The 18,802-nt window shown below is 59.5% G+C and carries 19 protein-coding genes; 8 read left to right on the top strand and 11 right to left on the bottom strand.

Annotation, left to right across the window (positions count from 1 at the left end):
• Positions 1–22: 22 nt before the first annotated feature.
• The 4 genes from spoT to ALP40_RS21535 all read right to left on the bottom strand — a co-directional run bounded on the left by spoT (position 23) and on the right by ALP40_RS21535 (position 4,097).
• Positions 23–2,128 (bottom strand): bifunctional GTP diphosphokinase/guanosine-3',5'-bis pyrophosphate 3'-pyrophosphohydrolase, encoded by a 2,106-nt coding sequence (gene spoT, locus ALP40_RS21550; RefSeq protein WP_122210195.1) that lies wholly within the window; start codon positions 2,126–2,128, stop codon positions 23–25.
• 60 nt (positions 2,129–2,188) lie between these two features.
• Entirely contained in the window at positions 2,189–2,452 is a 264-nt protein-coding gene (gene rpoZ / locus ALP40_RS21545; protein ID WP_004887180.1) for a DNA-directed RNA polymerase subunit omega, read from the bottom strand.
• 147 nt (positions 2,453–2,599) lie between these two features.
• Positions 2,600–3,220: a guanylate kinase gene (gene gmk, locus ALP40_RS21540; RefSeq protein WP_122210194.1), complete on the bottom strand. Its 621-nt coding sequence runs from the start codon at positions 3,218–3,220 to the stop codon at positions 2,600–2,602.
• A gap of 13 nt (positions 3,221–3,233) precedes the next feature.
• Entirely contained in the window at positions 3,234–4,097 is an 864-nt protein-coding gene (locus ALP40_RS21535; protein ID WP_122210193.1) for a YicC/YloC family endoribonuclease, read from the bottom strand.
• A 305-nt stretch (positions 4,098–4,402) separates the two neighbouring features.
• On the opposite strand from ALP40_RS21535, the gene rph reads away from it, so the two are divergent.
• Both rph and ALP40_RS21525 read left to right on the top strand, forming a co-directional pair.
• On the top strand, positions 4,403–5,125 hold the full coding sequence (gene rph / locus ALP40_RS21530) for a ribonuclease PH (RefSeq protein WP_003313989.1): 723 nt from the start codon (positions 4,403–4,405) through the stop codon (positions 5,123–5,125).
• Positions 5,126–5,144: 19 nt separating this feature from the next.
• Positions 5,145–5,513 (top strand): DUF4870 domain-containing protein, encoded by a 369-nt coding sequence (locus tag ALP40_RS21525; protein ID WP_122210192.1) that lies wholly within the window; start codon positions 5,145–5,147, stop codon positions 5,511–5,513.
• A 64-nt stretch (positions 5,514–5,577) separates the two neighbouring features.
• Here the strand turns inward: ALP40_RS21525 and ALP40_RS21520 are convergent, their stop codons facing one another.
• Entirely contained in the window at positions 5,578–6,357 is a 780-nt protein-coding gene (locus tag ALP40_RS21520; RefSeq protein WP_002551505.1) for an exodeoxyribonuclease III, read from the bottom strand.
• 81 nt (positions 6,358–6,438) lie between these two features.
• Here ALP40_RS21520 and pyrE point away from each other — a divergent pair, with 81 nt between their 5' ends.
• The gene (pyrE, locus tag ALP40_RS21515; protein WP_122210191.1) at positions 6,439–7,080 is read left to right on the top strand and encodes an orotate phosphoribosyltransferase; all 642 of its coding nucleotides are present in this window, start codon (positions 6,439–6,441) and stop codon (positions 7,078–7,080) included.
• A gap of 1 nt (position 7,081) precedes the next feature.
• A complete protein-coding gene (locus ALP40_RS21510; RefSeq protein ID WP_409077535.1) occupies positions 7,082–7,732 on the top strand; it encodes a DUF4124 domain-containing protein in 651 nt (216 codons plus the stop codon).
• Between the two features lie 61 nt (positions 7,733–7,793).
• Here the strand turns inward: ALP40_RS21510 and argB are convergent, their stop codons facing one another.
• Genes argB through coaBC form a run of 4 tightly spaced genes read right to left on the bottom strand, consistent with a single transcriptional unit; the run spans position 7,794 to position 13,036 of the window.
• Complete coding sequence (gene argB / locus ALP40_RS21505; RefSeq protein WP_122210190.1) at positions 7,794–8,699, bottom strand: acetylglutamate kinase; 906 nt, start codon at positions 8,697–8,699, stop codon at positions 7,794–7,796.
• A gap of 28 nt (positions 8,700–8,727) precedes the next feature.
• Positions 8,728–11,313 carry a phosphomannomutase/phosphoglucomutase gene (locus ALP40_RS25985; protein ID WP_122210189.1) on the bottom strand — a complete coding sequence of 862 codons (2,586 nt, stop codon included), beginning with the start codon at positions 11,311–11,313 and terminating at the stop codon, positions 8,728–8,730.
• Positions 11,314–11,365: 52 nt separating this feature from the next.
• Positions 11,366–11,821: a dUTP diphosphatase gene (dut, locus tag ALP40_RS21495; protein ID WP_122210188.1), complete on the bottom strand. Its 456-nt coding sequence runs from the start codon at positions 11,819–11,821 to the stop codon at positions 11,366–11,368.
• 6 nt (positions 11,822–11,827) lie between these two features.
• Positions 11,828–13,036: a bifunctional phosphopantothenoylcysteine decarboxylase/phosphopantothenate--cysteine ligase CoaBC gene (gene coaBC / locus ALP40_RS21490; RefSeq protein WP_122210187.1), complete on the bottom strand. Its 1,209-nt coding sequence runs from the start codon at positions 13,034–13,036 to the stop codon at positions 11,828–11,830.
• Positions 13,037–13,169: 133 nt separating this feature from the next.
• Here coaBC and radC point away from each other — a divergent pair, with 133 nt between their 5' ends.
• The gene (gene radC / locus ALP40_RS21485) at positions 13,170–13,844 is read left to right on the top strand and encodes a RadC family protein (protein WP_122210186.1); all 675 of its coding nucleotides are present in this window, start codon (positions 13,170–13,172) and stop codon (positions 13,842–13,844) included.
• Between the two features lie 256 nt (positions 13,845–14,100).
• Here the strand turns inward: radC and ALP40_RS21480 are convergent, their stop codons facing one another.
• Positions 14,101–15,687 (bottom strand): ABC transporter substrate-binding protein, encoded by a 1,587-nt coding sequence (locus ALP40_RS21480; RefSeq protein WP_122210185.1) that lies wholly within the window; start codon positions 15,685–15,687, stop codon positions 14,101–14,103.
• A gap of 364 nt (positions 15,688–16,051) precedes the next feature.
• On the opposite strand from ALP40_RS21480, the gene rpmB reads away from it, so the two are divergent.
• Both rpmB and rpmG read left to right on the top strand, forming a co-directional pair.
• Positions 16,052–16,285: a 50S ribosomal protein L28 gene (gene rpmB / locus ALP40_RS21475; protein WP_002551514.1), complete on the top strand. Its 234-nt coding sequence runs from the start codon at positions 16,052–16,054 to the stop codon at positions 16,283–16,285.
• Between the two features lie 11 nt (positions 16,286–16,296).
• The gene (gene rpmG, locus ALP40_RS21470; RefSeq protein WP_004887154.1) at positions 16,297–16,452 is read left to right on the top strand and encodes a 50S ribosomal protein L33; all 156 of its coding nucleotides are present in this window, start codon (positions 16,297–16,299) and stop codon (positions 16,450–16,452) included.
• 109 nt (positions 16,453–16,561) lie between these two features.
• Here the strand turns inward: rpmG and ALP40_RS21465 are convergent, their stop codons facing one another.
• On the bottom strand, positions 16,562–16,921 hold the full coding sequence (locus ALP40_RS21465; RefSeq protein WP_122210184.1) for a cupin domain-containing protein: 360 nt from the start codon (positions 16,919–16,921) through the stop codon (positions 16,562–16,564).
• Positions 16,922–17,163: 242 nt separating this feature from the next.
• Here ALP40_RS21465 and ALP40_RS21460 point away from each other — a divergent pair, with 242 nt between their 5' ends.
• Positions 17,164–18,657 carry an aldehyde dehydrogenase gene (locus ALP40_RS21460; RefSeq protein ID WP_122210183.1) on the top strand — a complete coding sequence of 498 codons (1,494 nt, stop codon included), beginning with the start codon at positions 17,164–17,166 and terminating at the stop codon, positions 18,655–18,657.
• Positions 18,658–18,802: the final 145 nt, after the last annotated feature.

Here is an 18,802-nt window from a genome sequence, read left to right as displayed (position 1 = left end):
AAACTCCTGAGAATGGGATGGCTTACGAGCGCATACGGGTGATGCGTGTGACCCCGGTCAGTGCGCGTAGTTTCTTGATGACTCGGGCCAGATGCACTCGGTCATGCACGCTGACCACGAGCTGGACGACGCTGATACGACCATCGCGCTCGTCCATGCTGATTTTTTCGATGTTGCCGTCGGCAGCATTGACGCTGCTGGCCAGCAGAGCGATCAGGCCACGCTGGTGTTCCAGTTCCACGCGCAACTCGACATTGAATTCGCCGGTCACATCCTTGGCCCACGACAGCTGGATGCATTTTTCCGGGTTGTGACGGATTTCGCTGATGTTGCGGCAGTTGTCCAGGTGTACGACCATGCCTTTACCCGCCGACAGGTGACCCACGATGGGGTCGCCGGGTATCGGCGTGCAGCACTTGGCGTAACTGAGCACCAGGCCTTCGGTTCCGCGAATGGCCAGCGGACCCTCGGGGCTCGGCAACTGATCGCCTTCGCCCAGCAGGCGGCGGGCGACGACATAGGCCATGCGATTGCCCAGACCGATGTCTTCGAGCAAGTCTTCCAGCACCTCGACACGGTATTCGTTCAAGGCCAGTTGCACGCGCTCGGCAGGAATTTTGTCCAGGCTGCTCTCGAAGCCGTTGAGGACCTTGTTCAGCAGGCGTTCGCCCAGGCTGATGGATTCGGAGCGGCGTTGCAGCTTGAGGGCGTGGCGAATGTGCGTGCGCGCCTTGCCGGTGACAACGAAGTTCAGCCACGCCGGATTGGGGCGTGCGCCGGGTGCGCTGACGATCTCGACCGTTGAGCCGCTTTGCAGCGGTTCCGACAACGGGGCCAGTCGGCGATTGATCCGGCAGGCGATGCAACTGTTGCCAACGTCGGTGTGAACCGCGTAAGCGAAATCCACGGCGGTGGAGCCTTTGGGCAGCTCCATGATCCGGCCTTTGGGCGTGAAGACATAGACCTCGTCCGGGAACAGGTCGATCTTGACGCTCTCGATGAATTCCAGCGAGTTGCCAGCACGCTGCTGCATTTCCAGCACGCCCTTGACCCACTGGCGGGCGCGGGCGTGGGTGCCCTTGGGCTGCTCGTCGTCACTGGATTTGTAGAGCCAGTGCGCCGCAATACCATTGTTCGCCATTTCTTCCATCTCGCGGGTACGGATCTGGATTTCGATGGGCACGCCGTGCATGCCGAACAGGGTGGTGTGCAGCGACTGGTAGCCGTTGGCCTTGGGGATCGCGATGTAATCCTTGAAGCGGCCCGGCAGCGGTTTGTACAAATTATGCACAGCACCCAGTACGCGATAGCAGGTGTCGACCTTGTCGACGATGATACGGAACGCGTAAACGTCCATGATCTCGTTGAAGGCTCGACGCTTGCCGCGCATCTTTTTGTAGATACCGTACAGGTGCTTCTGCCGCCCGCTGACGTCGCCTTCGATGCCGTCAACGGCAAGGCAGTGGCTCAGGGACTCTTCGATCTTGTTGACCAGTTCCTTGCGATTGCCACGGGCGCGCTTGACGGCCTGGTTGATTCGCGAGGAGCGCATCGGGTACATGGCCTTGAAGCCCAGGTCCTCGAATTCGATGCGAACGCTGTGCATGCCCAAGCGGTTGGCAATGGGCGCGTAGATCTCGAGGGTTTCCTTGGCGATGCGGCGGCGCTTTTCACCGGACAGGACTTCCAGTGTGCGCATGTTGTGCAGGCGGTCGGCGAGCTTGACCAGAATGACGCGAATGTCGCGGGCCATCGCCATCGCCATTTTCTGGAAGTTTTCAGCCTGTGCCTCGGCCTTGGTCTCGAAATTCATCTGGGTCAGTTTGCTGACCCCGTCGACCAGTTCGGCCACGGTTTCGCCAAACTGCGCACTGAGCGCTTCCTTGGCGATGCCGGTGTCTTCGATCACGTCATGCAGCATCGCAGCCATAAGGCTCTGATGGTCCATATGCATGTCGGCAAGAATGTTTGCCACGGCAAGAGGATGCGTGACATACGCCTCACCACTGCGACGGCGTTGGCCGTCGTGGGCTTGTTCGGCGTAGAAATACGCTCGGCGGACCAGGTTGACCTGTTCCTTGCCGAGGTAGGCCGACAGTCTATCGGCGAGGGCGTCTATGCTCGGCAAGGCGCTACCCCCTGCCGATGGCTTTTACCCTGCGCCGTACTACGTCGACCCGGCATAGGCTTAGACGGCCTCGTTGGACTCGTCCTCGAACGCTGCGAACAATGGTTCATCTTCAACGATTTCGGCTTCTGCGATAACGGCGTAGTCCATCAGGCCAGCAGCGATTTCACGCAGGGCCACAACGGTAGGCTTGTCGTTTTCCCACGCCAGCTTCGGCTCTTTGCCGCCGGTGGCGAGTTGACGCGAACGCTTGGTAGCGAGCATGACCAGCTCGAAGCGGTTATCGACGTGTTCTAGGCAGTCTTCAACGGTCACGCGGGCCATGGGTATTCCTCGTAGCAAATGCGTATGCGCGGTGCCCGGATGGGCGAGCGGACTCGGTAGTTTACAAGCGGACTGCTGCTAGCAGCAAGCGGCATACCACGAACGGTCTGAGTTCGACCTGCAGTCTGCCGCGTTGAAACAGCCTGATCAAGCCAGCAATTGCTGAAAAAGCTCGCTGTATTGCTCTTGCTGATGCTGCTGGGTGAGACGGTTGGCGCGGAAAATGGACTTCAGGTCTTCCAGCGCACCGGCGAAATCATCGTTGACCACAATGTACTCGTACTCGACGTAATGGCTCATTTCGCTGACCGCTTCACGCATGCGGGTTTCAATGATCTCGTCGCTGTCCTGGCCACGGTTGGTCAGGCGTTGGCGCAGTGCCTGCTGACTCGGCGGCAGGATGAAGACAGAGCGCGCGTGGGGCATTTGCGCACGGACCTGCTGCGCGCCTTGCCAGTCGATCTCCAGAATCAGGTCGTGGCCTTCATCCAGCGTCTGTTGCAGATGGCTTTGCGAGGTGCCGTACAGGTTGCCGAAGACTTCGGCCTGTTCGAGGAAGTCGCCGTGTTCGATCATGCGCACGAACTCTGCGCGGTCGACGAAGTGGTAGTTCACCCCGTTCTGTTCGCCAGGGCGCATGGCGCGGGTGGTGTGCGACACCGAAACGCGGATCTGCGGCTGGGCCTGGACCAGGGCGTTGACGAGACTCGTCTTGCCTGCGCCGGAGGGTGCCGAAATGATGTACAGGGTGCCGGATTTGTGGGTCATGTCAGGTTTAGCCTTACTCAATATTCTGCACTTGTTCACGCATCTGCTCGATCAACACTTTCAGGTTGACGGCCGCTTGCGTGCTGCGTGGGTCGAAGGCCTTGGAGCCCAATGTATTCGCTTCGCGGTTAAGTTCCTGCATCAGGAAGTCGAGACGGCGACCCGCCTGGCCCCCCGTTTTAAGCACGCGACGTACTTCGGTGACGTGGGTGCTGAGACGATCCAGCTCTTCGGCGACATCGCTCTTTTGCGCCAGCAGGACCATCTCCTGCTCCAGGCGCTGCGGATCCAGCTCGGCTTTCATGTCCGCGAAGCGATCCAGCACCTTCTGGCGCTGGGTGGCGAGCATCTGTGGCACCAGCGTGCGCAGGGTGGCGACTTCTTCAGTGATGGAAGTCAGCCGCTCGTCGAGAAGTTTCGCCAGGTCCGCGCCTTCGCGGCCTCGACCGTTTTTCAGTTCCGTCAGCGCCTCGTTGAACAGCGTCAGTGCTTCGCTGTTCAGTACCTGTGGATCGTTGGCATCGGCGACCAGAACGCCCGGCCAGGCCAGCACCTCAAGCGGGTTCAGCGGGGCAGGCAGCTGGATCAGGCTCGCTACCGATTCTGCGGCAGCAATCAACTGGCTGGCACGCTCGCGATCTACCTGCAGGGGCTTGCCGGCGGTTTCTTCGACAAAGCGCAGGGTGCATTCGACCTTGCCCCGTGAGAGTCCTTGGCGCAGCGCTTCGCGAATCGCACCTTCCAGGTCGCGGAACGACTCTGGCAGGCGCAGATGCGGCTCAAGGTAACGATGATTGACCGAGCGCAGTTCCCAGCTCAGTGTGCCCTGGGCACCGGCCCGTTCTACTCGGGCGAAGGCAGTCATGCTGTGCACCATGGGAATACCTCTTGATTCAGTCCAGGCGGTCGAGTCCGCGCATGCGTCGGACGGCTGCCATGGGTGTCGTGAAAGCCGACAGGCTGCAAAGGCGCAGGATTGTAGCGCAGTGCGGCGCAGGCTCCCAATCCGGCAGTGTGACAAACCGTGCAAGACTTTTTTTGTCTGCATGAATGCTGGCGCAAAGCCCTGTCTTAGAGCCTTGTAGCGCCGGCAATCGTGCAGGGTCGACTTTAAGAGATGCCCCGTCCGGCTATGGCCTCTATAATGCTCGGCAGTTTTCCGTCTCAGTACAGGTATCCCAGATGAAACGTCCAAGTGGTCGCGCCGCCGATCAGCTCCGCTCGATCCGCATCACCCGCAACTACACCAAACACGCCGAGGGTTCTGTGCTGGTCGAGTTCGGTGACACCAAGGTGATCTGCACCGTCAGCGTCGAGAACGGCGTGCCTCGCTTCCTCAAGGGCCAGGGCCAGGGTTGGTTGACCGCCGAATACGGCATGCTGCCGCGTGCCACTGGCGAGCGTAACCAGCGCGAAGCCAGCCGTGGCAAGCAGGGCGGTCGCACGCTTGAGATTCAGCGTCTGATCGGCCGTTCGCTGCGCGCTGCGCTGGACATGTCCAAGCTGGGTGACGTCACCTTGTACGTCGATTGTGATGTCATTCAGGCGGATGGCGGCACGCGCACAGCGTCCATCACCGGCGCGATGGTTGCGCTGGCCGATGCCTTGAAAGTGATCAAGAAGCGTGGCGGTCTGAAAGGCGGTGATCCGCTCAAGCAGATGATCGCTGCCGTCTCGGTCGGCATGTATCAGGGCGAGCCGGTGCTCGATCTGGACTACCTGGAAGACTCCGCTGCCGAGACTGACCTGAACGTGGTCATGACCAGTGCAGGCGGTTTCATCGAAGTCCAGGGCACCGCCGAGGGCGCTCCGTTCCAGCCTGAAGAGTTGAACGCCATGCTGGCGCTGGCGCAGAAGGGCATGACTGAGTTGTTCGAATTGCAGCGCGCCGCACTGGCCGACTGATAATCCTGGAGCGTGAACTATGAGTGACAGCCAGCAACCGTTGCAGAAACCGGCTCAAAGTGCCCGTCAATGGGCGATGTTCTGTCACTTATCTGCGTTTCTCGGGATGATTTTTCCGTTCGGTAATCTGCTGGGGCCTTTGATCCTCTGGCAGATGAAGAAGGAAAGTGACCCGTTTATCGATGCGCAGGGCAAGGAAGCGCTGAATTTTCAGATCACCGTTGCGATCGCTGCCACGGTCAGCATCTTGCTGATGGTCGTGGTTGTTGGCTTTGCGTTGTTGATGCTGGTGGGGCTCGGCGCTCTGGTGCTGACGATCATTGCAGGCGTTAAAGCCAATGAGGGGGTGGATTACCGCTACCCGTTCACCTGGCGTCTGTTGAAGTAAGCACAATCGCAAGCAGCAAAAAAAGCCGACAGACAGTCGGCTTTTTCGTGTTCGGGTATCGCGATTAGATCGTCAGGGTCCAGTCGTAGTCCACGATCAGCGGCGCGTGCTGCGAGAAGCGCGGCTGGCGTGGCAGACGAGCGCTGCGCACGAAGCGGCGCAGACCTGGCGTCAGGATCTGGTAGTCGAAGCGCCAACCCAGGTTCAGCATCTCGGCCTGCTCGTTATCCGGCCACCAGCTGTACTGGTCGCCTTCACGACTGACTTCACGCAAAGCATCGACATAACCCATCGTGCCGACGATTTCGTCCATCCAGGCACGCTCGGGTGCCAGGAAGCCGGGCGACTGCTGGCTGTCACGCCAGTTCTTGATGTCGAGCTTCTGCTGCGCCACGTAGAGCGAACCGCAATAGATATACTCGCGGCGCTTGCGGCGCTGCTTGTCCATGTATTTGCCGAAATCATCCATGAGCTTGAATTTTTGATTCAAGTCTTCGTCCCCGTTCATCCCGGAAGGGAAAAGCAGGGTCGCGATACTGACTTTATCGAAATCTGCTTGCAGGTAACGCCCGTAGCGGTCGGCTGTCTCGAAGCCGAGGCCGCTGATCACCGCCTTCGGTTGCAACCGCGAATAAAGTGCTACGCCACCTTGGGCGGGGACTTCGGCTTCGCAGGCATAGAGGAAGTAGCCATCCAGCTGAAAAGCTGGATCATCCAGTTCAAAGGTGGAGGCGCGGGTGTCCTGTAAGCAGATGACGTCGGCATTCTGAGCTTGCAGCCAGCTGAGCAACCCACGCTCGACCGCAGCCTGAATGCCATTTACGTTCACACTGATGATCCGCATAAATGGCCCCAAAAATCACGTGCGTGTATGATACCCGAGCTCTACCCAATTAGCTAAATCCGTGCTTTCGAGGCTTTTTTCATGCAGGCGTATCAACGCGATTTCATTCGTTTTGCTATTGATCGCGGTGTACTGCGCTTCGGCGAGTTCACGCTCAAGTCAGGGCGTACCAGTCCGTACTTCTTTAATGCCGGCCTGTTCAACAGCGGTTCTGCCCTTGCGCAGCTTGGGCGTTTCTATGCTGCGGCCGTGGTCGAGAGCGGCATTTCGTTCGACGTCCTGTTCGGCCCAGCCTACAAGGGCATTCCACTGGCGGCTGCTACGGCTGTGGCGTTGGCCGAACATCACGACCGTGATCTGCCGTGGTGCTTCAACCGTAAGGAAGCCAAGGCGCACGGTGAGGGCGGCAGCCTGGTCGGTGCTCCATTGGCCGGTGATGTGTTGATCATCGACGACGTGATTACCGCAGGCACCGCCATCCGTGAGGTGATGCAGATCATCAGTGCTCAGGAGGCCAAGGCGGCGGGCGTGCTGATCGCGTTGAATCGTCAGGAGCGTGGCAACGGCGAATTGTCGGCCATTCAGGAAGTCGAACGCGACTTCGGCATTCCGGTGGTCAGTATCGTGTCGTTGAACCAGGTACTGGAATTCCTGGCCGACGACCCTCAGCTCAAACAGCACTTGCCTGCTGTCGAGGCTTATCGCGCGCAGTACGGGATCTGACATGCCGTCCTGGCGGCGAGTGTGTGGCCAAGCCTCCGTCTTGCAGGCGCTCCTGCGCGTGCCGAGGGCGACACTGGTCTGCCTGTCACTGGGGATCTTCGCGTCGTCCGTGATTCAGGCTGCCGATGTGCCCGAGGTGCGGGTTTACCGCTACATCGACAGCCGTGGCGTGACGGTCATTGATCGTCTGGGTGTACCGCCTGAATACGTCGCCAAGGGTTACGAAGTGCTGAATGCCCGTGGACGCGTGGTGCAAGTGGTAGCGCCAGCACCGACCGCTGAACAGATTCATCAGGCCGAAGCCGCCAAGCTGCAGGCGGAGGCCAACACAAAGTTGTTGAGCCTTTATGGCAGCGTCGAAGAGGTCGACCGGGTGAAGGCTCGCAAACTGGCGGAGCTGGACACCTTGATCGATGTTGCCCAAGGCAATATCCAGGGGCTGTCTGCCCAACAGCACAGTCTTCAGGGGCAAGCTGCCGACCAGGAGCGGGCAGGGCGTCCGGTTCCGCAGGCAATCATCGAGCAGCTGGATGACTTGCGCGTTCAGCAGCAGAAATTGCAGGCCGATATCGTGGGTTATCGAACTGCGCGTGCCAAAGCCGAGGCGGACTTCGCAGCCGACCGGACACGCATGCAGCAATTGGCCCGATAACCTGCGGCGCAAAAAAAGGCCCCGCCAGCATGTGCTGGCGGGGCCTTTTGACGTTTTTGGATCAGTGACGCTTGCGATTGCTGATCAGCGTACCCACGCCGGTGTCGGTGAAAATCTCCAGCAGCACCGCGTTCGGAACGCGCCCGTCGATGATGTGCGAAGTGGTCACGCCACCCTGCACAGCCTCCAGCGCACATTTGATCTTGGGCAGCATGCCGCCATAGATCGTGCCGTCGGCGATCAACGTGTTCACTTGCTCGGTGGTCAGCCCGGTCAGGACCTGGCCCTGCTTGTCCATCAAGCCTGCGATGTTGGTCAGCAGCATCAGTTTCTCGGCCTTGAGCGCCTCCGCCACCTTGCCTGCGACCAGGTCGGCGTTGATGTTGTAGGACTCACCATCAGCACCCACGCCAATAGGCGCGATGACCGGAATGAAATCGCCTTTGACCAGCATGTTGAGTAGATCGGTGTTGATGCCAACCACTTCGCCCACATGGCCGATGTCGATGATTTCAGGCTTGGTCATTTCCGGCGTCTGGCGGGTGACCGTCAGCTTGCGGGCGCGGATCAGCTCCGCGTCCTTGCCAGTCAGACCGATGGCGCTGCCGCCATGACGGTTGATCAGGTTGACGATGTCCTTGTTGACCTGGCCGCCCAGCACCATTTCCACCACGTCCATCGTCTGTGCATCTGTGACGCGCATGCCGTCGATGAAATGGCTCTCGATCGACAGGCGCTTGAGCAGATCACCGATCTGGGGCCCGCCGCCGTGGACGACTACCGGGTTGATGCCCACTGCTTTCATCAACACGATGTCGCGAGCGAAGCCGGTTTTTAGCTCATCGCTTTCCATGGCGTTGCCGCCGTACTTGATAACCAGCGTCTTGCCGACAAAGCGGCGAATGTAAGGCAGCGCTTCGGAAAGGACCTTGGCTACATTAGAGGCGGCATCACGTTCGAGGGTCATTCAGGGCTCCAGTCAAAAGGGAAAGCAATCAAAAAGGAAGATCGAGGTCCGGCGCAACTTTCTTGAGCTCGGCGTGGAACACATCCTTGATGCGCTGCAATTCAGCGTCGGTTTCAGCTTCGAAGCGCAGCACCAGAACCGGCGTGGTGTTGGACGCACGAACCAGGCCCCAGCCTTTCGGATAGTCTACGCGGACTCCGTCGATGCTGGTCAGTTTGGCGTCGCCCCACTGGGCGTCTTTTTCAAGGGCTTCGATGATGCTGAACTTCGTGACATCCGTCACCTTGATGTTGATCTCAGGCGTCGAAATGTCATTCGGGAAAGTTTCGAACAGGTCTTCGGCGGAGGTCGATTCCTGGCTGAGAATTTCCAGCAGGCGTGCCGCGCTGTAGATGCCGTCGTCGAAGCCGAACCAGCGCTCTTTGAAGAAGATGTGGCCGCTCATTTCACCCGCGAGCAGGGCGCCGCTTTTCTTCATTTCTTTTTTGATCAGCGAGTGACCGGTTTTCCACATGACCGGACGACCACCGTGTTCGCTGATCAGCGGTGTCAGACGACGGGTGCATTTGACGTCGAAAATGATGTCGGCACCCGGGTTGCGCTTGAGCACGTCCAGGGCGAACAGCATCAGCAGGCGGTCCGGGTAGACCACGTTGCCCTTGTTGGTCACGACGCCGACGCGGTCGCCGTCACCGTCGAAGGCCAGGCCCAGATCGGCGCCGGTTTCGTTGACCTTGGCGATCAAGTCCTGCAGGTTTTCCAGCTTGCCCGGATCCGGGTGATGGTTCGGGAAGTTACCGTCCACTTCGGCGAACAGGGAAATCACTTCGCAACCCAGTGCCTCGATCAACTGTGGCGCGATCACGCCTGCTGCGCCGTTGCCGCAATCGACCACGACCTTAAGCTTGCGTGCCATGACGATGTCGTCCTTGATCTGCTTGAAGTAGCGATCGAGGATGTCGACTTTGGTGATGCTGCCTTTCTGCGAGGTCAGGTTGTTGGTCTTGATGCGCTCGTGCAGCGCCTGAATCTGTTCGTTGGCCAACGTATCGCCAGCGATGACGATCTTGAAGCCGTTGTAATCCTTCGGGTTGTGGCTGCCGGTCAACATGACGCCGGTCTTGCCAGCCAACACGTTGGCTGCGTAGTACAACGCAGGCGTTGGCACCAGTCCGACGTCGCTGACATGGCAGCCACTGTCGTGCAGGCCTTGAATCAACTGCTCAACCAGCTCTGGGCCGGAAAGACGGCCATCGCGGCCAACGCTGACGTTGGGTTCGTTTTGCGCAAGGCTCTCGGAGCCAATGGCGCGGCCGATCCAGTAAGCGGTCTCAGCGCTGAGGGTGTCCCCGACCACACCGCGAATGTCGTAAGCGCGGAAAATAGTGTCAGGGAGTTTGGGTGCCACGGATGCTGGGCTGTTCATAGCGATGCGATGCTCCGATCTCAGGAAGTCCTGGTTTTCGTCGAGAAGGTCGATATCGAGAATATCGGTATCTTGAAACAGCGGATCTGCCCAATCGGTGCCTGAGGCAGCGATGGTGGGAGACGCGCTGCCTGTCGTCATGGGTGCGCTGGTTTCCTGGTTCGTGACCCGCGCAGACGGTGCATGGGGTGGCTCACGAAGCGAAACACGGGCCAGGGCCTGAGCCAGGCCGCCAAGGGCGGGAAGGCTCAAGCCGAACGGTTTGACGGCTTTTCCGCTCGAGAGTTCTTGAAGCAACTGATCCAGCTGACGAGCGTCGGCGCAAATGAGTTGCTGCAACGCCCTTTCATTTCTATAAATTCCGAGTATTACACCGGCTGCGGCGATGAATGCAGCCAGGAGTAACCACAGGATTGAGAGTGGAGCTTTCGAGGTCGGCCCGGGTGTGAATTCAAGCTTCCAGCCCGGATAGCCCGTATCAAAACTTTGCGGCTTGCCTCCGTCGGCATGGCCACGCTCCAGAAAGACCTGCCCCGGACCGTTGCCGAATTGCTGTTTAAGCACGATCTTTCCGGCATTGTCGGGAAGCGTCGGCAGTGCATTGAGCAGGCGTTGTGGGTCGAAGGCCAGCAAAAGTGTGCCGCTGACCGGCTGCTCGGGGCCGGTGCGCACGGGTGCTGCGCTGTAGATCAACCAGCGCTCGCCAGCCTTGCGCGCCTCGGGAGCGACGGCTTCGCCTCGTGCGGCTTTGTTGAGCATGTCGAGTGTGGCATAGGTGACCGGCAGTGGGCCCGAGGGGTCCACGTCGGCAAAGCCCTTGGGGTTCAATCGCGCACCTGCCAGGCCGTCCCAACGTGTCAGGCGATCCTGCGCAGCCATCAGCACAGAAGCATCATTGCCTTGCAGTGCTTGAACCAGCAGCGTGCCAGACGCAGCGGCCTGGGTGTCGGCGCTGATCTGCTTGAGCGCCAGATTGACGGCCTGGGCCTGAATGCTGCCCAAGGCCTGCGTCAGTCGATCCTGGTCATCCGGATTGCTCGATACGCCCAGCCAAGCAACGGCGACGGCGATGACCAGCCCCAGCGCAGCGGGAATCAGGCCGGGGGAAAGAGCTTGCAGGCTCGCAGCGGGCAGCGGGTAGGCGGCCGATACGGGTTGCTTTGACGCGCTGTGCTGACTGCCTTTCAACGACCTCTCCCCACGCTTCACTCCTTGAATCGGTGTGACGTTTCAACAGCCGTCAGTGACTGCCGGAATGGCCGAAACCGCCTGCGCCACGCTGGCTTTCGTCAAATTCTTCAACCAGTTCGAAATGTGCTTGTACCACCGGCACGAGCACCAACTGCGCGATACGCTCGCCAATCGAAACCTTGAAGGCAGTCTGGCCGCGATTCCAGCAGGACACCATCAGTTCGCCCTGATAATCAGAGTCGATCAGACCCACCAGATTGCCCAGCACGATGCCATGTTTGTGACCCAGGCCCGAGCGGGGCAGGATCATTGCGGCCAGGCCCGGATCACCAATGTAGATCGACAGGCCTGTCGGGATCAGCAATGTCTGGCCAGGCTCGAGAACGGTGTCCTCTTTGAGCATGGCGCGCAGGTCCAGGCCGGCGGAGCCCACGGTGGCGTAGGCCGGAAGCGGAAATTCGCTGCCAATGCGAGGGTCGAGGATCTTGGCTTGTAGAGCGTGCATTCGTAATTAAACCTGATTCATGCGTTCGGCGATAAAGGTGACCAGCTGACGGGCAATCTTGGCCTTGCTGGTCTGGGCAAAAAGCGTTGCGTGCAACGCTCGGTCGATCACGCTGCACGCATTCTCTTCACTGTTGAAACCAATGCTGGGGTTGGCCACGTCATTGGCGACAATCAGGTCGAGGTTCTTGTCCTTGAGCTTGCGTGCAGCATAGTCGAGAAGATGCTCGGTCTCGGCGGCAAAACCGACACTGAACGGGCGATCCGGGCGGGTGGCAATCGTCGCGAGAATGTCCGGGTTGCGGACCATCTGCAGCAACAGACCGTCACCGTTGGTAGGATCTTTCTTGAGTTTGTGAGGCGCGATGACTTCCGGGCGGTAATCCGCAACCGCAGCCGAGGCGATGAACAGGTCGCATGGAATCGCTGCTTCGCAGGCCGCCAGCATGTCTCGCGCGCTAACTACATCGATACGGGAAACGCGATCCGGCGTCGGCAGGTTGACGGGGCCGGTGATCAGCGTGACGCGAGCGCCGGCCTCCGCGGCGGCTTCAGCCAGCGCAAACCCCATCTTGCCGGAGCTGTGGTTGGTGATGTAGCGCACCGGGTCGATGTTTTCCTGGGTCGGGCCTGCGGTGATCAGCACGTGTTTGCCGGTCAGGCTCAGGCGCTGGAAACAATCGGCAGCGCACTGCGCCAGCTCGTTGGGTTCCAGCATGCGGCCATAACCCACATCGCCGCAGGCCTGGCTGCCGGAGGCCGGGCCGAACACCCGGAAGTCGCGCTCTTCCAGCAAGCGGGTATTGGCTTGCACCGACGCATCGCGCCACATGGCCTGATTCATGGCCGGGGCGATGGCTACGGTTGCATCCGTCGCCAGCACGATGGTGGTCAGCAGGTCGTTGGCAATGCCCTGTGCCAGGCGGGCGATCAGGTCGGCCGTTGCCGGTGCGATGAGGATCAGGTCTGCCCATTTGGCCAGCTCGATGTGCCCCATTGCCGCTTCGGCGGCCGGGTCGAGCAGGTCAAGGTGTACCGGGTGGCCTGAAAGGGCCTGCATGGTCAGGGGCGTGATGAACTCGGCCCCGCCGCGTGTCATGACGACACGGACTTCCGCACCCTGGTCGCGCAACCGGCGTACCAGCTCGGCGCTCTTGTAGGCTGCGATGCCGCCGCCGACGCCCAGAACGATGCGTTTTCGATACAGCCGCTGCATAGGCCTGCCTTTTTGGTCAAGTGTTAACGCGACGGCCAGGACGCCTCCCCAGGCCAGATCGTCGTGCAAAAAAGATGGGCTAAGATAGCACAGCGACCGCACCGGAACAGGTGCTCAACCACAGGGAAGTGCTATGAGTATTCGCAGTTGGCCCGCGGCCGAACGCCCACGGGAACGTTTGTTGGAGCTGGGTGCAGGCAGCCTCTCCGACGCCGAGTTGCTGGCCATCTTTTTGCGCACCGGTGTGTCCGGAAAAAGCGCTGTAGACCTGGCTCGTCATCTGTTGAATCAGTTTGGCGGGCTCAGACCGTTACTGGATGCGAACCTGGACGACTTCACTGCGCAACTGGGGCTTGGGCCTGCAAAGTTCGCTCAGTTACAGGCCGTGATGGAAATGGCGCGTCGGCATATGGCCGAATCGTTGCGCCGTGATTCTGCTCTGGAAAACCCCCTTCAGGTTCGCAATTACCTCAAGGCGCTGCTGCGTCACGAGCCCCATGAAGTGTTCGGCTGCCTGTTTCTGGACAACAAGCATCGTGTCATGACCTTCGAGATACTGTTTCGCGGAACGATCAATTCGGCGTACGTGCATCCCCGGCAGGTGGTCAAGCGCGCGATGGTCCACAACGCTGCGAGCCTGATCCTGTGCCATAACCACCCCTCCGGCATCACCGATCCCAGTCGTTCGGACATCGACCTGACAAGACGCCTCAAGGAGGCTTTGTCGCTGGTGGATGTTCAGGTGCTGGACCATGTGATCGTGGGCGATGGCGAGCCGTTATCAATGGTGGAACGGGGGTTGATGTAGAGGACAAACGCGAAGTCCAGTACATGCGATAGATCAGATGCACCCAAGGGCCGCTGCGCAGCCCATCGCTGCCGTCGTAACCTGCGAAAGCTCCCACGCCCTGCGGGCAGAAGCGGGTTTCAGCGCCTTATGATCGTTCCCACGCTCCTGCGTGGTAACGCCGTCCAGGACGCTCCGCGTCCGCTCTCGAGTGTGATGCGGAGCGACGCGGGCTGCATACCCACGCGGCGCATGGGCACGATCGACTGCGATAGCGTTACTTGACCTGAACCTTGTAGAAATCCTGTCGGCCGAACGGGCTGACCTGGTAACCCGTCACATCCTTACGCACCAGTGTGGCGGCGGTCGGGTGGGCGAGGGGAATCCACAGGGCCTGTTGCTGGATCTGCGTCTGTGCCTGGTGGTAGAGCTTGCTGCGGGCGGCCTGATCGCTGGTGGATTTGCCGTCGCTGATCAGCGTGTCCAGTGTCTTGTCGCAATAACGGGCGAAGTTGGTGCCCGATTGCACGGCTGCACAGGAGAACTGAGGCGTCAGGAAATTATCCGGATCACCGTTATCCCCCGCCCAGCCCATGAACAGCAGGTCGTGTTCGCCTGCTTTGGCGCGACGAATCAGCTCGCCCCACTCAATGACCCTGATTTCTGCATCAATGCCGATCTGCTTCAGGTCAGCCTGCAGCAGTTGCGCGCCCAGGCTGGGGTTCGGGTTCAGCAGGCTTCCGGATGGACGTGTCCAGATCGTGGTCTTGAAACCGTCCTTCAAACCGGCTTTGGCCAACAACGCCTTGGCTTTGGCCACGTCATGCGGATAGCCGGGCAGGTCTTTGGCGAAGCTCCAGGTGTTGGGCGGGTACGGGCCTTTGGCCGTTTCGGCAGTACCTTCGAACACCGCCTTGAGGTAGTTGGTCTTGTCGAACGCCAGGTTCACGGCCTGACGCACTTGCGGCTTGTCGAACGGCGGATGTTGGCTGTTGATCGCCACGAAGGCTGTCATGAAGGCTTCGGTTTTCTCCACTTTCAACGACGCATCCTTGCTGGCCGCCTGGATATCGAGCGGCTTGGGCGAAAGCGCAATCTGGCATTCGTTTTGGCGGATCTTCTGCAAGCGCACGTTGGCGTCCGGGGTGATGGCGTATACCAGCGTGTCGACATCGGACTTGCCTGCGAAGTAGTCCTTAAAGGCTTCGTAACGCACCACGGCGTCCTTCTGGAAGCGCTTGAACACGAACGGTCCGGTGCCGATGGGCTGGCTGTTGAGTTTCTCGGGTGTGCCGGCTTTCAACAGTTGTGCGGTGTATTCGGCTGAGTAGATCGAGGCGAAGCCCATGCTCAGGGTGGCGAGAAAGGTCGAGTCGGCTCGGTTGAGGGTGAACGTCACCGTGTGGGCGTCAGATGCGTCGATCGCCTTGATCAGCGCGGGCAACTGCATGGACTGCGCATGCGGGAAGCCACTTTGGGCAACCTTGTGCCACGGATTCTGCGGGTCGAGCATGCGCTTGAAGCTGAACACCACATCGTCGGCGTTCAATTCGCGCGTGGGCGTGAAATAGTCAGTGGTATGAAACTTCACGCCCGAGCGCAGCTTGAAGGTATAAGTCAGTCCGTCATCGGACACGGTCCAGCTTTCGGCCAGGCTCGGCACCAGTTTGCCGCTCTGTGCATCGAAATCCACCAGACGATTCATCAGCACATCGGCCGAGGCGTTGGTGGTGGTCAGTGAGTTGTATTGCACCACGTCGAAGCCTTCAGGGCTGGCTTCGGTGCAAACCGCAAGGCTCGACGCCTGAGCGGCAATCGGGAGCAATAGCGGGACGAGCAAAAAGGGGAGTGCAGCAAGGCGCATGGCGTTATTCCTGTTCAGAAAGGGCCCCATCTGCCGGCGCAGTCTGGTGAGGGACTAACCCTAGACCATGTGCTGGCGCAGAACAATCGCCACAGTGCGACGAGCGGTCGATTTACCCGTACGCCCTGCACCCCTTGATTCATCTGCCGCGCAGGGCCTGCTCATTTGCTGTAGAGTGCATTGCCTGTTGTTGCGCGCAAGGCTTTCTGGTATAAAGCAGCGCTCTTTTCTAGGGGCCCGGTTCCTTCACTGTAGGTGTAGCCGGTAAGACCCTTAAAGAAACGCGGCGCCTGGCGCCAAATGACTGAGAGATTAAGCGGCCAACCCATGCCGGGTTGGGCATGTGGTTTTAGAGGGCTGAGGCATGTCGAGAGTCTGTCAAGTTACCGGTAAGGGTCCGGTAACCGGGAATAACATTTCCCACGCAAACAACAAAACCCGTCGTCGTTTCCTGCCAAACCTGCAGCATCACCGCTTCTGGGTTGAAGGCGAGAAGCGTTTTGTTCGTCTGCGCGTATCTGCTAAAGGCATGCGTATCATCGACAAGCGTGGCATCGAAGTTGTGCTCGCTGAACTGCGTCGCGACGGCAAAATTTAAGGGAGAGAATCATGCGTGAATTGATCCGTTTGGTGTCGAGCGCTGGTACAGGCCATTTCTACACCACCGACAAGAACAAACGTACTACCCCGGATAAAATCGAAATCAAAAAATTCGATCCGGTTGTACGTAAGCACGTGATGTACAAAGAAGGCAAAATCAAGTAATTGATTCTGTCTCCTGCAAAAAAGCCCGCTTAATCGCGGGCTTTTTTGTGCCTGTTTTTTGGGGCGTGCGGGCCTGACCGGTGAGCAGTTCAGTGCGGCCCGTACGCTTTTATGAGGCCTCGAACACCACGTAAATCTTGCGGCATGCTTCCAGCACTTCCCACGTGCCCTTGAAGCCTGCCGGGATCACGAACCGGTCACCGGCCCGCAGTGTCTTGGCGTTCCCTTGTTCATCACGTAACACCGACACCCCCTGCACGATCTCGCAGTATTCGTGCTCCGTGTAGTTGACCTGCCACTGACCGGGCTCGCCATTCCAGACGCCCGCGCTCATCTGTCCGCACGGGCTGTTGTAATGGTTGTAGATCGTTTGTTGCGGATCGCCCTTGAAAACCTTTTCCGGTGCCGGGCGATAGTGCTCAGCAGCGGTGCTGGCTTCGCTGAAGTCGACAATGCGTTCGATGCTCATGTTTGGCAGGTTCCTGAGGCTGATGTCATGCGGATTTGACGGGCGCGGCGGGTAATAGTGCCCGGTTAAAAAACGGACTAGATGTTTAATAAAATCAACAAATAGCGGCTTTAAGCGTTACGGGTGTCAAATATATTGGATTTGCCACTCGGCTGGTTTAGGGTGTCGGCTGCCCTGAAATTTGGAATTGTGTCTTTAATCAATCATGACACACGCCTGTTCAACTAGAGGATGACACCTGCATGACCACCCTGACTCGTGCCGACTGGGAGAAGCGTGCCCAAGACCTTAAAATCGAAGGCCGTGCCTTCATTCAAGGTGAGTACACCGCCGCTGCGTCCGGCGAGACCTTTGATTGCATCAGCCCGGTTGACGGCCGATTGCTTGCCAAAATTGCCAGTTGCGATGCCGCCGACGCCGAGCGTGCCATAGCCAGCGCGCGCAGCACGTTCAATTCTGGCGTCTGGTCGCGCCTGGCACCGGTCAAGCGCAAGGCGGCCATGATCCGCTTTGCCGGTCTCCTCAAACAGAACGCTGAAGAGCTGGCGCTGCTCGAAACGCTGGACATGGGCAAGCCGATCAGCGATTCGCTCGGTGTCGACGTCCCGGGTGCCGCCAATGCGCTGAGCTGGAGCGGCGAAGCCATCGACAAGCTGTATGACGAAGTTGCCGCGACGCCGCATGACCAATTGGGCCTCGTGACGCGCGAGCCGGTCGGTGTGGTCGCGGCCATCGTGCCATGGAACTTCCCCTTGATGATGGCCTGCTGGAAGCTGGGGCCTGCGTTGTCGACTGGTAACTCTGTGGTCCTCAAGCCTTCGGAAAAGTCGCCGCTGACGGCCATTCGTATTGCGCAGCTGGCCATCGAGGCCGGTATTCCTGCGGGCGTGCTCAACGTATTGCCGGGCTACGGCCACACCGTTGGCAAGGCTCTGGCGCTGCACATGGACGTGGACACCGTGGTGTTCACTGGCTCGACTAAAATTGCCAAGCAATTGATGATCTATTCGGGCGAGTCGAACATGAAGCGCGTCTGGCTCGAAGCTGGCGGCAAGAGCCCGAACATCGTGTTTGCCGATGCGCCGGACCTGGAAGCTGCGGCCCATGCCGCTGCCAGCGCCATCGCCTTCAATCAGGGCGAGGTCTGCACGGCCGGTTCGCGTCTGTTGGTTGAGCGCTCCATCAAGGATCGCTTCCTGCCGTTGGTGATCGAAGCCCTGAAGGGGTGGAAGCCGGGCAACCCGCTGGACCCTGGCACTAATGTCGGCGCATTGGTCGATACTCAGCAGATGGACACCGTGCTGTCCTACATCGAGGCTGGTCACGCGGATGGCGCCAAGCTGGTTGCCGGTGGCAAGCGCGTTCTGCAGGAAAGCGGTGGTACTTACGTCGAGCCAACCATCTTCGATGGCGTCAACAACGCCATGAAAATCGCTCAGGAAGAGATCTTCGGCCCTGTGCTGTCGGTGTTGACCTTCGAGACGGCGGAAGAAGCGATCAAGATCGCCAACGACACGCAATACGGGCTGGCCGCTGCGGTCTGGACCGCCAATATCTCCAAGGCGCACCTGACCGCCAAGGCGTTGCGTGCCGGTAGCGTGTGGATCAACCAGTACGACGGCGGCGACATGACGGCGCCGTTCGGTGGCTTCAAGCAATCGGGTAACGGTCGCGACAAGTCGCTGCACGCGTTCGACAAATACACCGAGCTGAAATCCACCTGGATCAAGCTGTAAGGCTGCCGCGGTCCTGAAGCGTCCCCGTCCAGTGCGGGGGCGCATGATCGCTCCATCCTATTTGCTTGTCGTCATACGCAAATCTTGCTGGATAGACACAAACCTGTACGAGGCCCCGCCACGTTTCGATGTAGGGCTGTCGTGC

The sequence above is a fragment of the Pseudomonas viridiflava genome (genome assembly GCF_003702045.1).
Classification (GTDB): Bacteria; Pseudomonadota; Gammaproteobacteria; order Pseudomonadales; family Pseudomonadaceae; genus Aquipseudomonas; species Aquipseudomonas viridiflava_C.
This window is presented reverse-complemented; position numbering and strand designations above follow the sequence as displayed.

Coding starts and splice junctions, on each gene's coding strand:
- rpoZ (WP_004887180.1), bottom strand. CDS start 2,452: ATGGCCCGCGTGACCGTTGAAGACTGCCTAGAACACGTCGATAACCGC.
- gmk (WP_122210194.1), bottom strand. CDS start 3,220: ATGACCCACAAATCCGGCACCCTGTACATCATTTCGGCACCCTCCGGC.
- ALP40_RS21535 (WP_122210193.1), bottom strand. CDS start 4,097: ATGGTGCACAGCATGACTGCCTTCGCCCGAGTAGAACGGGCCGGTGCC.
- rph (WP_003313989.1), top strand. CDS start 4,403: ATGAAACGTCCAAGTGGTCGCGCCGCCGATCAGCTCCGCTCGATCCGC.
- ALP40_RS21525 (WP_122210192.1), top strand. CDS start 5,145: ATGAGTGACAGCCAGCAACCGTTGCAGAAACCGGCTCAAAGTGCCCGT.
- ALP40_RS21520 (WP_002551505.1), bottom strand. CDS start 6,357: ATGCGGATCATCAGTGTGAACGTAAATGGCATTCAGGCTGCGGTCGAG.
- pyrE (WP_122210191.1), top strand. CDS start 6,439: ATGCAGGCGTATCAACGCGATTTCATTCGTTTTGCTATTGATCGCGGT.
- ALP40_RS21510 (WP_409077535.1), top strand. CDS start 7,082: ATGCCGTCCTGGCGGCGAGTGTGTGGCCAAGCCTCCGTCTTGCAGGCG.
- argB (WP_122210190.1), bottom strand. CDS start 8,699: ATGACCCTCGAACGTGATGCCGCCTCTAATGTAGCCAAGGTCCTTTCC.
- dut (WP_122210188.1), bottom strand. CDS start 11,821: ATGCACGCTCTACAAGCCAAGATCCTCGACCCTCGCATTGGCAGCGAA.
- coaBC (WP_122210187.1), bottom strand. CDS start 13,036: ATGCAGCGGCTGTATCGAAAACGCATCGTTCTGGGCGTCGGCGGCGGC.
- radC (WP_122210186.1), top strand. CDS start 13,170: ATGAGTATTCGCAGTTGGCCCGCGGCCGAACGCCCACGGGAACGTTTG.
- ALP40_RS21480 (WP_122210185.1), bottom strand. CDS start 15,687: ATGCGCCTTGCTGCACTCCCCTTTTTGCTCGTCCCGCTATTGCTCCCG.
- rpmB (WP_002551514.1), top strand. CDS start 16,052: ATGTCGAGAGTCTGTCAAGTTACCGGTAAGGGTCCGGTAACCGGGAAT.
- rpmG (WP_004887154.1), top strand. CDS start 16,297: ATGCGTGAATTGATCCGTTTGGTGTCGAGCGCTGGTACAGGCCATTTC.
- ALP40_RS21465 (WP_122210184.1), bottom strand. CDS start 16,921: ATGAGCATCGAACGCATTGTCGACTTCAGCGAAGCCAGCACCGCTGCT.
- ALP40_RS21460 (WP_122210183.1), top strand. CDS start 17,164: ATGACCACCCTGACTCGTGCCGACTGGGAGAAGCGTGCCCAAGACCTT.